The sequence below is a fragment of the Burkholderia sp. MSMB1826 genome, assembly GCF_001526325.1.
Classification (GTDB): Bacteria; Pseudomonadota; Gammaproteobacteria; order Burkholderiales; family Burkholderiaceae; genus Burkholderia.
Genome location: NZ_LOYN01000022.1, coordinates 222,116 through 234,700, shown reverse-complemented (window position 1 = coordinate 234,700; position 12,585 = coordinate 222,116). Strand labels below are relative to the sequence as shown.

Below are 12,585 nucleotides of genomic sequence, written 5' to 3'. Positions count from 1 at the left end.
CGCGGCGCGCGAAGCCGCGCGCGGATCCCGTCGGCGCGCCGTTCGCGTGCGCCGTCCGAATCGATTCAATTGGGGACGATATGAAATTTGCATTCGTTTTTCCGGGGCAGGGCTCTCAGGCGATCGGCATGCTCAACGCATTCGCCGATCTGGCCGTCGTGCGCGAGACGCTCCAGGAAGCGTCCGATGCGCTCGATCAGGATCTCGGCAAGCTGATCGCCGAAGGTCCGGCCGAAGAGCTGAACCTGACCACCAACACGCAGCCCGTGATGCTGACCGCAGCGTACGCGTGCTACCGCGCGTGGCAGCAGGCGGGCGGCCCGGCGCCGTCGATCGTCGCCGGCCACAGCCTCGGCGAATACACGGCGCTCGTCGCGGCCGGCGCCCTCGCGTTCAAGGACGCGGTGCCGCTCGTGCGTTTTCGCGCGCAGGCGATGCAGACGGCCGTGCCGGTCGGCCAGGGCGGCATGGCCGCGATCCTGGGCCTCGACGACGACACGGTGCGCGCGGTGTGCGCCGAAGCCGCGGAAGCGGGCGTCGTCGAAGCGGTGAACTTCAATGCGCCCGCGCAGGTCGTGATCGCAGGCAGCAAGGCTGCGGTCGAAAAGGCATGCGAAATCGCGAAGGCGAAGGGCGCGAAGCGCGCGCTGCCGCTGCCGGTGTCGGCGCCGTTCCATTCGTCGCTGCTCAAGCCGGCGTCGGATCAGTTGCGCGACTATCTCGCGAACGTCGACGTGAAGGCGCCGCAGATTCCGGTCGTCAACAACATCGACGTCGCCGTGGTCGGCGATCCGGCCGCGATCAAGGATGCGCTGGTGCGCCAGGCCGCGGGCCCGGTGCGCTGGGTCGAATGCGTGCGGCACATCGCGGGCACGGGCGTCACGCACGTGATCGAATGCGGTCCGGGCAAGGTGCTCGCCGGCCTGACGAAGCGCATCGACGGCAACCTGACGGGGGCGTCGGTGTTCGATCCGGCTTCGCTCGACGAAGCGCTCAAGCTGGTGACCGCCTGACGCGGCGCCTTTTCCCAAGCAACGGATATTCGATTCATGGACAAGACTCTCGATAAACAGGTTGCGATCGTGACCGGCGCGTCGCGCGGCATCGGCCGCTCGATCGCGCTCGAACTCGCGCGTCTGGGCGCGACGGTGATCGGCACGGCGACGAGCGAATCGGGCGCCGCCGCGATCACCGCGGCGTTCGCGGAAGCGGGTGTCGCGGGCCGCGGCGCGGTGCTGAACGTCAACGACGCGGCGGCTGCCGAAGCGCTGATCGATGCGACCGTGAAGGAATTCGGCGCGCTGAACGTGCTCGTCAACAACGCGGGCATCACGCAGGACCAGCTCGCGATGCGGATGAAGGACGAGGACTGGGACGCGGTGATCGACACCAACCTGAAGTCGGTGTTCCGTCTGTCGCGTGCGGTGCTGCGCCCGATGATGAAGGCGCGCGGCGGCCGTATCATCAACATCACGTCGGTGGTCGGCTCGGCCGGCAATCCGGGTCAGGTCAACTATGCGGCCGCGAAGGCCGGCGTCGCGGGCATGACGCGTGCGCTCGCGCGCGAAATCGGCAGCCGCGGCATCACCGTGAACTGCGTGGCGCCGGGCTTCATCGACACCGACATGACGAAGACGCTGCCGGAAGAACAGCAGGCCGCGCTCAAGACCCAGATTCCGCTCGGCCGCCTCGGCAGCCCGGAAGACATCGCCCATGCCGTCGCGTTCCTCGCCTCGCCGCAGGCCGGTTACATCACCGGCACGACGCTGCACGTGAACGGCGGCATGTACATGTCGTAACGGTTTTCGTTTACCATCCGCGCCGTATCCCGTTTTTCAGGCGGATCGGCGCTTGATCGACCATCAAGCCAACGCGCGTTTTGGCGTCAGCAAACCTGATAAAATGCGCGCACTTGTAAATCTGAACTTTCCCTCGGAGGGGTAATGGACAACATCGAACAACGTGTCAAGAAGATCGTCGCTGAACAACTGGGCGTCGCCGAAGCCGAGATCAAGAACGAAGCTTCGTTCGTGAACGACCTGGGCGCCGACTCGCTCGACACGGTCGAACTGGTGATGGCGCTCGAAGACGAGTTCGGCATGGAAATCCCGGACGAAGAAGCAGAGAAGATCACGACCGTTCAGCAAGCGATCGACTACGCTCGCGCAAACGTCAAGGCGTAAGCGCCTTTCGCGCTTGTCCGCCACGTCGCCGCGATCTTCGCGATTGACGCGCCATCCTGCCGGCTTCGCGCCGGACGGACTAACAGCCACAGGGCTCGCAGGGCTGATTCCTGTGGCCACTGTGGCTTTTGTTTTTGTCATCCAATAATGGAAAAGAGGTTACCGTGAGCCGCCGTCGTGTTGTCGTTACAGGCCTGGGGCTGATTTCGCCTGTTGGCAATAATGTTGCCGACGGCTGGGCCAATCTCGTCGCCGGCAAGTCCGGTATCGCCACCGTCACGAAGTTCGATGCGTCGAGCCTCGCCTGCCATTTCGCGGGCGAAGTGAAGGGTTTCAGCGCCGAGGAGTACATCCCGGCGAAGGAAGCCCGGAACATGGATACGTTCATCCATTACGGCATCGCCGCCGGCGTCCAGGCTATCCGCGACAGCGGGCTGGAAGTGACCGAAGCCAACGCGGAACGCATCGGCGTACTGGTCGGTTCCGGCATCGGCGGCCTGCCGATGATCGAAGATACGCACCAGACCTACGTCGATCGCGGCGCGCGCCGCATTTCGCCGTTCTTCGTGCCGGGTTCGATCATCAACATGATCTCCGGTCACCTGAGCATCATGTTCGGCCTGAAGGGCCCGAACCTCGCGGCCGTGACGGCCTGCACGACCGGCCTGCACAGCATCGGCCTCGCCGCGCGCCTGATCCAGGCCGGCGACGCGGACGTGATGGTCGCGGGCGGCGCCGAATCGACGGTGTCGCCGCTCGGCATCGGCGGTTTCGCGGCGGCGCGCGCGCTGTCGACCCGCAACGACGATCCCGCTACCGCGTCGCGGCCGTGGGACAAGGACCGCGACGGCTTCGTGCTGGGCGAGGGTTCCGGCGTGATGGTGCTCGAGGAGTACGAGGCGGCGAAGGCGCGCGGCGCGAAGATCTACGCGGAAGTCTCGGGCTTCGGCATGACGGGTGACGCGTACCACATGACCGCGCCGAACATGGACGGCCCGCGCCGCTGCATGGTCGCGGCGCTGCGCGACGCCGGCGTGAACGCCGACGAGGTCCAGTACCTGAATGCGCATGGCACGTCGACGCCGCTGGGCGACAAGAACGAGTCCGACGCGGTGAAGGCGGCCTTCGGCGAGCACGCGTACAAGATGGTGGTCAACTCGACGAAGTCGATGACGGGTCACTTGCTGGGTGGCGCGGGCGGCCTCGAATCGGTGTTCACGGTGCTGGCGCTGCACAACAACGTGTCGCCGCCGACCATCAACATCTTCAACCAGGACCCCGAGTGCGATCTCGATTACTGCGCGAACACCGCGCGTGACATGAAGATCGACGTGGCCGTGAAGAACAACTTCGGCTTCGGCGGGACCAACGGCACGCTGGTGTTCAAGCGCGTCTGAGTCGAATCGCTTGACGGGTCCATTCGATGCTCCGGCCGGGCGTCCGCAGCGCTTCGCGTTGCGGGCCTCGGCCGTGTCGTATCTCGTGCTGGCCGCGTTCGTCGCGTCGGCTGCCGCGTCGGCGTACCTGTTCTGGGCGCCGCGCGCGGGCGCTGCCGCCGGCGCGGGCGTGTCGGCCGCGACGGCGGCACTGCTGGCCGTATGGGCGGCGCGGGCCTGCGCCCGCCGGCTGCCGGCCGAGCTGCGGATCGATGCCTTCGGGGAGATTGCGGCGTTTGGCCGCACCGGGCAGTTGCTGGCCCGCGGCCGCGTGACCGGCCACGCGCACTGGAGCAGCCTGCTGCTGGTGCTGTCGGTCGGGCAGGGCGCGCGGCGGGCCCGGCCGCTGCTGATTCCGGCCGACGCGCTCGATGCTGCATCGTTCAGTGCGCTGTCGGTGCTGGCGAGGACGGCCGGGGCGGCGGGGCGGGCATGACGGCAGCACGGTTACCGGCCGTAACCAGCGTCCGGCGCCGGAACGCTACAATAGCGCTCCGCGTTGCATCCCTAGTTAACGGATTTGTCAGGTGAGTGAAAAAGAAATCGATCAGGCTCTGGTCGAGCGCGTACAGAAGGGCGACAAGGCGGCGTTCGAACTCCTGGTCTCCAAATACCACCGCAAGATCATTCGGCTGATCTCGCGCCTCGTGCGGGATCCCGCCGAGGTCGAGGATGTGGCCCAGGACGCGTTCATCAAGGCGTATCGTGCGCTGCCGCAATTCCGCGGCGAATCGGCGTTCTATACGTGGTTGTACCGGATTGCCGTCAATACGGCGAAGAACTACCTTGCGACGCAAGGCCGCCGGGCGCCGACCTCGACCGAGGCCGATGCGGAGGAAGCGGAAACTTTCTCCGATGCAGACCAACTAAGGGATATCAACACGCCTGAGTCGATGTTGATGAGCAAGCAGATTGCCGAGACGGTCAACGCTGCAATGGCTCTGCTGCCCGAAGAACTGCGCCAGGCAATCACGCTGCGCGAGATCGAGGGCCTGAGCTACGAAGAGATCGCGGAAATGATGGGCTGTCCGATCGGGACGGTCCGGTCGCGGATCTTCCGCGCGCGCGAAGCAATCGCTGCCAAATTGCGTCCGCTGCTCGATACGCCCGAAGGCAAGCGCTGGTAAGCGCGACGGGCGGAACGACGCGGGTCGGGGTCTAGTTACGGATAGAGTCGTGAAGTCACGACGGGGTGTGCAAGATGGGGAGCATCATGGGGTCGGTCAATACGCAATCGCAAGCGTGCTCGCGCGGCGAGCGCATTTCCGCGCTGGTCGACGGCGAAATGTTCGACGGCCCGGATCACGGGCAGTTTCTGGCTGAACTCGACCGCGCGGATCGCGCCGTATGGGCCCAGTACCACTTGATCGGCGATGCGCTGCGCTCGGACGAGCTCGCGCTGTCGCCCGCGCTGAGCGTCGCGTTCACCGCGCGCATGTCGGCTGCGCTCGAAAGCGAGCCGCACCTGCTGGCGCCGGCGGCCGCGCCGGTTGCGCGCAAGCTGCTGTCGCTGCGCCGCCGCGTCGTGCCCGCGTTCGCGGTGGCCGCCGCGGCCGCCACGCTGACGTGGATCGTCGTCCCGCAGATGCAGACGGCCGGCGCCCCGGGCGCCGTCCAGGTCGCATCGGTAGGCGCGCCCCAGACCGGCAACCTGCAGCGCGTGACGGTTGCGCAGGCATCGGCCCAGCCGGGCCTGCAGGACGTCAACATCATTCGCGACGCCAGCCTCGACCAATACCTTGAAGCGCACCAGCAATTCGCGCAGCAGCCCGTCGTCACGGGTTCGATGCCGCTGATCCGCGCTGCCGTGACCACCACGCCAGGCCAATAACCCCGATGCGGACATTGCAGTTGAATCACGCCATCTCCGGATGGAAGCGGCTGCCGGCCCTTTTGCTTTGCGCAGCCGCCCTGTTGTCCGTTCAATCCCTTCCCGCCAGCGCCCAGCAACCGGACGATCCCGTCGCGACCCGCAAGGGCGCCGCTGATTGGCTCGACCGCGTCCAGCAGGCGGCGCAGCAGCAGAGCTACGAAGGTACGTTCGTCTACCAGCGAGGCGGGTACGTGCAGTCGTCGCGCATCGCGCACGTCTCGTCCCGCGACGGCGAGTTCGAGCGGATCGAGACGCTCGACGGCAAGCCGCGCAAGCTGCTGCGGCACAACGACGAGCTGTATACGTTCGTGCCCGAACGCAAGCTGTGCGTGGTCGAGCGCCGTCAGACGCGCGACTCGTTCCCCGCGCTGCTCGGCGCGAGCGGCGAGCACGTGATGTCCGTCTACGATGCGAAGTCGCTCGGCAAGGACCGCGTGGCCGGGATCGACGCGCAGGTCGTCGAGCTCGTGCCGAAGGATGCGTATCGTTTCACGTACAAGCTGTGGGCCGATGCGCGCACCGGGCTGTTGCTGCGTTCGCAGACGCTCGACGCGAACGATCACGTGCTCGAACAGATCGCGTTCTCGCAACTGCAGACGGGTGGCGCAAGCGGCGACAAGGCCGCGATTGCAGCCGGCATGCGCAATCTGAGCGGCTGGACGGTCGTGCGCCCGCCGGTCGCAGCGGTCGACATGGAAGCGCAGGGCTGGCAGCTTGCGCCGAGCGTCGCCGGCTTCCGGAAGATTCGTGAAGTGCGCCGGCCGATGGCCGCGCGCGATGCGGGCGATCCGCCGATCCCGGTCGATCAGGCCGTCTTCACCGACGGCCTCGCGACGATCTCGGTTTTCATCGAGCCGGCCGAAAAGAATACGCGCAAGGAAGGCGCGGGCAGCACCGGTGCGACGCACGTTCTCGTGAAGCGCCGCGGCGACTACTGGATCACCGTGCTCGGCGAAGTGCCGCCGGCCACGTTGCAGCAGTTCGCGTCTGCCATAGAATACAAGGCTTCCAAGTAACGCTACGGCTTCCGACATGATGAAACTCACGCTGCGCAAATGGCTCGCGGCGGCGGCGCTGTCTGCCTGCCTGCCGCTCGTGCCGCATACCGCGTTCGCTGTGACGGCTCCCGCTGCCAGCCTGCCCGACTTTGCCGATCTGGTCGAAAAGGTCGGCCCGGCCGTCGTGAACATCCGGACCACCGCCAACGTGCCGACGGGCGGCCCGCGCGGGATGCTCCCGCCCGGCTTCGACAACGGCGACATGTCCGAATTCTTCCGGCGCTTCTTCGGCATTCCGCTGCCGCAGGCGCCCGGTAACGGCGGCGGCAACCCGAAGAACGCGCCGGCGCCGGACAATCCGCCCGACACCGAGCAGAACCGCGGCGTCGGCTCGGGCTTCATCGTGTCGGCCGACGGTTACGTGATGACCAATGCGCACGTCGTCGACGATGCGGACACCATCTACGTGACGCTGACCGACAAGCGCGAATTCAAGGCGAAGCTGATCGGCGTCGACGACCGCACGGACGTCGCGGTCGTCAAGATCCAGGCGTCGAACCTGCCGGTCGTCGCGATCGGCGATTCGAACAAGGTGCGCGTCGGCGAATGGGTCGTCGCGATCGGTTCGCCGTTCGGCCTCGACAACACGGTCACGGCCGGCATCGTCAGCTCGAAGAGCCGCAACACGGGCGACTATCTGCCGTTCATCCAGACCGACGTCGCCGTGAACCCCGGCAACTCGGGCGGCCCGCTGATCAACATGCAGGGCGAGGTGATCGGCATCAACTCGCAGATCTACAGCCGCACCGGCGGTTTCATGGGCATTTCGTTCGCGATCCCGATCGACGAGGCGATGCGCGTGGCCGACCAGCTGAAGGCGACGGGCAAGGTCACGCGCGGCCGCATCGCAGTGGCGATCGGCGAGGTGACGAAGGACGTGGCCGACTCGATCGGGCTGCCGAAGGCCGAAGGCGCGCTCGTCAGCAGCGTCGAGCCGGGCGGCCCCGCCGACAAGGCCGGCATCCAGCCGGGCGACATCATCCTGAAGTTCAACGGCCGTCCGGTCGATGCGGCGTCGGATCTGCCGCGCATGGTCGGCGACACGAAGCCTGGCACGAAGGCGACGGTCAGCGTGTGGCGCAAGGGTCAGGCGCGCGATCTGCCGATCACGATCGCCGAGACGCCGGCCGAGTCGACGGCGAAGGCCGAGCAGCGCAAGAACGCGCCGCAGAAGCCGCGCCAGACCAATTCGCTCGGCCTGACGGTCAGCGACCTGACGGCGGAGCAGATGAAGACGCTGAAGTTGAAGAACGGCGTGCAGATCGACGGCGTCGACGGCCCGGCCGCCCGTGCGGGCCTGCAGCGCGGCGACATCGTGCTGCGGGTGGGCGACACCGACATCACGAGCGCGAAGCAGTTCGCCGACGTGACCGCGCAGCTCGATCCGCAGAAGGCGGTCGCGGTGCTCGTGCGGCGTGGCGACAACACGCAGTTCGTGCCCGTGCGGCCGCGCCAGAAGTAACGCGCCGATGTTCACGCTCTACGGCCGCGGCTGGTGCCACCTGTGCGACGACATGCGCGACGCACTGGCGCCGGTGGCGGCCGAATTCGGCGTCGCGGTCGACTACATCGACATCGACACCGATGCGGCGCTCGTCGCGCGTTACGACGAGGACGTGCCCGTGCTGCTGCTGGACGGCGCGGAAGTGTGCCGCCACCGGTTCGACGACGCGCGGGTGCGTGACGCGCTGGCGTCCCGGCGCTGAGCCGGGTCCGCCGCGAGCCGGCGCCGCTTCGCACGGGGCACGATCCGGCGGTCGGCTCGGCCGGGCTCCCGCGTGGCGGGGCGTCCGAAATCCCGCCCGGCGTAAGCCTTTTCGGCTAAAATAAGCCGTTTTTTCACCGACTTACAAGGCGTGCTCCGCAGTCGTGAGCGCGCCTTTTTCGCTTGATCGGCACTGAATGGATCATATTCGCAATTTCTCGATCATCGCCCACATCGACCATGGCAAGTCGACGCTCGCGGATCGCATCATCCAGGTATGCGGCGGCCTCGCCGACCGTGAAATGGAAGCGCAGGTGCTCGACTCGATGGATATCGAGCGCGAGCGCGGCATCACGATCAAGGCGCAGACTGCCGCGTTGTCCTATCGCGCACGCGACGGCAAGGTCTACAACCTGAACCTGATCGACACGCCGGGGCACGTCGACTTCTCGTACGAGGTCAGCCGTTCGCTGTCCGCGTGCGAGGGCGCACTGCTGGTCGTCGACGCGAGTCAAGGCGTCGAGGCGCAGACGGTCGCGAACTGCTACACGGCGATCGAGCTCGGCGTCGAGGTCGTGCCCGTGCTGAACAAGATCGACCTGCCGGCCGCGAACCCCGAGAACGCGATCGCGGAGATCGAGGACGTGATCGGCATCGACGCGACCGACGCGACGCACTGCAGCGCGAAGACGGGCCTCGGCGTCGAGGACGTGCTCGAGTCGCTGATCGCGAAGGTGCCCCCGCCGAAGGGCGATCCGGCCGCGCCGCTGCAGGCGCTGATCATCGATTCGTGGTTCGACAACTACGTCGGCGTCGTGATGCTCGTGCGCATCGTCAACGGCACGCTGCGTCCGAAGGACAAGATCAAGATGATGGCGACCGGCGCGCAGTATCCGGTCGAGCACGTCGGCGTGTTCACGCCGAAGTCGCGCAATCTCGAGTCGCTGTCGGCCGGGCAGGTGGGCTTCATCATCGCGGGCATCAAGGAACTGACGGCCGCGAAAGTCGGCGATACCGTCACGCACGCGACCAAGGTCGCTGCCGAGCCGCTGCCGGGCTTCAAGGAAGTGAAGCCGCAGGTGTTCGCGGGGCTGTATCCGGTCGAGGCGAACCAGTACGACGCGCTGCGCGAATCGCTCGAGAAGCTCAAGCTGAACGACGCATCGCTGCAGTACGAGCCGGAAGTGTCGCAGGCGCTCGGTTTCGGGTTCCGTTGCGGCTTCCTCGGGCTGCTGCACATGGAGATCGTGCAGGAGCGGCTCGAGCGCGAGTTCGACATGGATCTCATCACGACCGCGCCGACGGTCGTCTACGAGGTCGTGCAGAGCGACGGCTCGACGATCATGGTCGAGAATCCGGCGAAGATGCCGGAGCCCGGCCGCATCGCCGAAGTGCGCGAGCCGATCGTCACCGTGAACCTGTACATGCCGCAGGATTACGTCGGCTCGGTGATCACGCTGTGCGAGCAGAAGCGCGGCTCGCAGATCAACATGCAGTATCACGGTCGCCAGGTGCAGCTCACGTACGAGATTCCGATGGCCGAGATCGTGCTCGACTTCTTCGATCGCCTGAAGTCGGTATCGCGCGGCTATGCGTCGATGGATTACGAGTTCAAGGAGTACCGTTCGTCGGACGTCGTGAAGGTCGACATGCTGATCAACGGCGACAAGGTCGACGCGCTGTCGATCATCGTGCACCGGTCGCAATCGCAATATCGCGGCCGCGAAGTCGCCGCGAAGATGCGCGAGATCATCCCGCGCCAGATGTACGACGTGGCGATCCAGGCCGCGATCGGCGCGCACATCGTCGCGCGCGAGAACATCAAGGCGCTCCGCAAGAACGTGCTCGCGAAGTGCTATGGCGGCGACATCACGCGCAAGAAGAAGCTGCTCGAGAAGCAGAAAGAAGGTAAGAAACGCATGAAGCAGGTGGGTTCGGTCGAGATCCCGCAGGAGGCGTTCCTCGCGATCTTGCGCGTCGAAGACAAATAACAGGACTGATCCTTTATGAATTTTGCGCTGATTCTTTTTGTGCTCGTCATCGTGACGGGCGTAGCGTGGGTGCTGGACAAACTGGTGTTCCTGCCGCGGCGTCGCAAGGCGGCCGACTCGGCGATCGAGGAGTTCGATCGCCAGCAGTCGCGCATCGACAAGCGTTTCGCGGACGAAAACGCGGCGCAGACGCGTTCGAAGCTGCGTGACGAAAAGCTGCGCCAGCCGTGGTGGCTCGAGTACACGGCGAGCTTCTTCCCGGTGATCCTGGCCGTGTTCGTCGTGCGTTCGTTCGTCGTCGAGCCGTTCAAGATTCCGTCGGGCTCGATGGTGCCGACGCTGCTCGTCGGCGACTTCATCCTCGTCAACAAGTTCGAGTACGGGCTGCGCCTGCCGGTCACGAACACGAAGATCACGCAGGGCAGCCCGCTGTCGCGCGGCGACGTCGTCGTGTTCCGCTATCCGAAGGACGAGTCGGTCGATTACATCAAGCGCGTGATCGGCCTGCCGGGCGACACGGTCGCGTATCAGGACAAGCAACTCACGATCAACGGCCAGCCGGTGCCCGAAACGCCGCTGCCCGATTTCTTCGACGACGAGCGCCAGAATTACGCGAAGCAGTTCGAGGAAACGATCGGCAACAAGAAGAACGCGATCCTCAACAACCCGGCCGTGCCGCCGTTCGTGATGGGCGCGTACGACTATCCGTATCGCGACAACTGCACGTACAACAGCCGCGGCGTGATCTGCAAGGTGCCGCCCGGTCACTACTTCATGATGGGCGACAACCGCGACAATAGCGCGGACAGCCGCTACTGGGGTTTCGTGCCGGACCGGAACATCGTCGGCCGCGCGTTCTTCATCTGGATGAACTTCGGCGACCTGAAGCGCATCGGTTCCTTCAACTGACCGCATTCGATTCGCACGCAATACGCGACGCACGGGCCGCGTCGCGTATTGCCGAACTACTTTAAGAACCGGCGGTAACACCGCCTCGTCACGCCTTTTCGCGTCCGGCCGTGCCGTTTCGGCCCGACCGGGCGCCCGCGTTATACTCCTGCACATGCCCCTATCCCAGTTGGAAAGCCGGCTGCGCTACGAATTTCGCAATGCGGAATTGTTGCGCCAGGCTTTGACCCATCGCAGTCACAGCGCCACGCACAACGAACGGCTCGAGTTTCTCGGCGATTCCGTTCTGAATTGCGCGGTGGCCGCCCTTTTGTTCCAGCGTTTCGGCAAGCTGGACGAAGGTGACCTGTCGCGCGTACGCGCCAACCTCGTCAAACAGCAATCGTTGTACGAAATTGCTCAGGCCCTGAATATCTCGGACGGCCTGCGGCTTGGCGAGGGCGAGCTGCGCAGCGGCGGATTCCGTCGCCCGTCGATCCTCGCGGACGCGTTCGAAGCCATCATCGGGGCCGTATTCCTCGATGGCGGCTTCGAAGCCGCCCAAGGGGTCATCAAGCGGCTCTACATCCCGATTCTCGACCACATCGATCCGCGCACGCTCGGCAAGGATGCGAAGACGCTGCTGCAGGAATACTTGCAGGGGCACAAGATCGCGCTGCCGACCTATACGGTCGTCGCGACGCATGGTGCGGCGCACAATCAGCAGTTCGAGGTCGAGTGCACGGTGCCGAAGCTGGACGTGAAGGTATCGGGTTCCGGCGCGAGCCGGCGTGCGGCCGAGCAGGCCGCCGCGAAGAAGGCGCTCGACGAAGTGATGGCGGCCGCGCCGATGCTGGCCGCGAAGCCGAAGCGCTCGAAAAACGCACGCGGGTCCAAGCATGTCGAACCCGAGATCGTGCCGGGCGTGAAGGGCGTGCAGGAAGCGCTCGACCTGCGCTCGCCGGAACGGAAGGAACGTGCGGCGGCGCGCGAGGCCAGGGCGGCCGGCGCGGCGCCGGCTGCAACCGCTGCGGCTGCTGCAGCTGCTGCAGCTGCTGCAACGACGGGCGAGCCGGCCGTCGCGCCGATGGCGGCGATTCGCGCGGCGCATGTCGAGCCGGCCACGGACAAGGGCGAGCGGACGGCGAAGCCGGCGACCGACAAGGTTGCCGACAAACCGGCCGAGCGGCCCGACAAGGCCGCGGAAAAACCCGCCGAGGCCGCGTCGCGCGCAGCCGACAAGCCGGCCGGCCACGCAGCCGATTCGGCATCGCCGTCGGCCGACAAGCCTTCCGCGAGTGCCGACGCCGCTGCGCGCACGCCGGCGCGCGCACGCGATGCCGCGACGCCCGACGCCGATGCGCCGCCCGGCGGCGCGAGCCTTGCTGCCGCGCAGGCGCGCGTGGCCGATGCCGGCCACTGAATTGCCCATCGATCGTGCCGCGCGCCGC

General features: G+C 66.3%; 13 protein-coding genes. All 13 read left to right on the top strand.

Annotated elements, in window-relative coordinates; genetic code table 11:
* The first annotated feature begins 80 nt into the window (after window positions 1-80).
* The 13 genes from fabD (at window position 81) to rnc (ending at window position 12,557) form a co-directional block, all read left to right on the top strand.
* On the top strand, window positions 81-1,013 hold the full coding sequence (fabD, locus tag WS95_RS13290; RefSeq protein WP_034206772.1) for an ACP S-malonyltransferase: 933 nt from the start codon (window positions 81-83) through the stop codon (window positions 1,011-1,013).
* A gap of 36 nt (window positions 1,014-1,049) precedes the next feature.
* Window positions 1,050-1,799, top strand: coding sequence for a 3-oxoacyl-ACP reductase FabG (fabG, locus tag WS95_RS13285; protein ID WP_034206773.1), 750 nt, complete (start codon window positions 1,050-1,052; stop codon window positions 1,797-1,799).
* Between the two features lie 144 nt (window positions 1,800-1,943).
* The gene (acpP, locus tag WS95_RS13280; protein WP_004197638.1) at window positions 1,944-2,183 is read left to right on the top strand and encodes an acyl carrier protein; all 240 of its coding nucleotides are present in this window, start codon (window positions 1,944-1,946) and stop codon (window positions 2,181-2,183) included.
* Window positions 2,184-2,347: 164 nt separating this feature from the next.
* Window positions 2,348-3,580: a beta-ketoacyl-ACP synthase II gene (gene fabF / locus WS95_RS13275; RefSeq protein WP_059824214.1), complete on the top strand. Its 1,233-nt coding sequence runs from the start codon at window positions 2,348-2,350 to the stop codon at window positions 3,578-3,580.
* A gap of 10 nt (window positions 3,581-3,590) precedes the next feature.
* Window positions 3,591-4,055, top strand: a complete 465-nt coding sequence (locus WS95_RS13270; protein WP_059824212.1) for a protein YgfX — start codon at window positions 3,591-3,593, stop codon at window positions 4,053-4,055.
* Between the two features lie 91 nt (window positions 4,056-4,146).
* A complete protein-coding gene (gene rpoE, locus WS95_RS13265; RefSeq protein ID WP_006490873.1) occupies window positions 4,147-4,746 on the top strand; it encodes an RNA polymerase sigma factor RpoE in 600 nt (199 codons plus the stop codon).
* A gap of 86 nt (window positions 4,747-4,832) precedes the next feature.
* Complete coding sequence (locus WS95_RS13260) at window positions 4,833-5,450, top strand: sigma-E factor negative regulatory protein (RefSeq protein WP_034206776.1); 618 nt, start codon at window positions 4,833-4,835, stop codon at window positions 5,448-5,450.
* 5 nt (window positions 5,451-5,455) lie between these two features.
* Window positions 5,456-6,508 carry a MucB/RseB C-terminal domain-containing protein gene (locus WS95_RS13255; protein WP_034206777.1) on the top strand — a complete coding sequence of 351 codons (1,053 nt, stop codon included), beginning with the start codon at window positions 5,456-5,458 and terminating at the stop codon, window positions 6,506-6,508.
* A gap of 16 nt (window positions 6,509-6,524) precedes the next feature.
* Entirely contained in the window at window positions 6,525-8,012 is a 1,488-nt protein-coding gene (locus WS95_RS13250; RefSeq protein WP_059824210.1) for a DegQ family serine endoprotease, read from the top strand.
* Window positions 8,013-8,019: 7 nt separating this feature from the next.
* Window positions 8,020-8,256, top strand: a complete 237-nt coding sequence (locus tag WS95_RS13245; protein ID WP_011544941.1) for a glutaredoxin family protein — start codon at window positions 8,020-8,022, stop codon at window positions 8,254-8,256.
* 196 nt (window positions 8,257-8,452) lie between these two features.
* Complete coding sequence (gene lepA / locus WS95_RS13240) at window positions 8,453-10,246, top strand: translation elongation factor 4 (RefSeq protein ID WP_059824208.1); 1,794 nt, start codon at window positions 8,453-8,455, stop codon at window positions 10,244-10,246.
* Between the two features lie 15 nt (window positions 10,247-10,261).
* On the top strand, window positions 10,262-11,155 hold the full coding sequence (gene lepB / locus WS95_RS13235; protein WP_034206780.1) for a signal peptidase I: 894 nt from the start codon (window positions 10,262-10,264) through the stop codon (window positions 11,153-11,155).
* 154 nt (window positions 11,156-11,309) lie between these two features.
* Window positions 11,310-12,557: a ribonuclease III gene (gene rnc / locus WS95_RS13230; protein ID WP_059824207.1), complete on the top strand. Its 1,248-nt coding sequence runs from the start codon at window positions 11,310-11,312 to the stop codon at window positions 12,555-12,557.
* Window positions 12,558-12,585 lie beyond the last annotated feature (28 nt).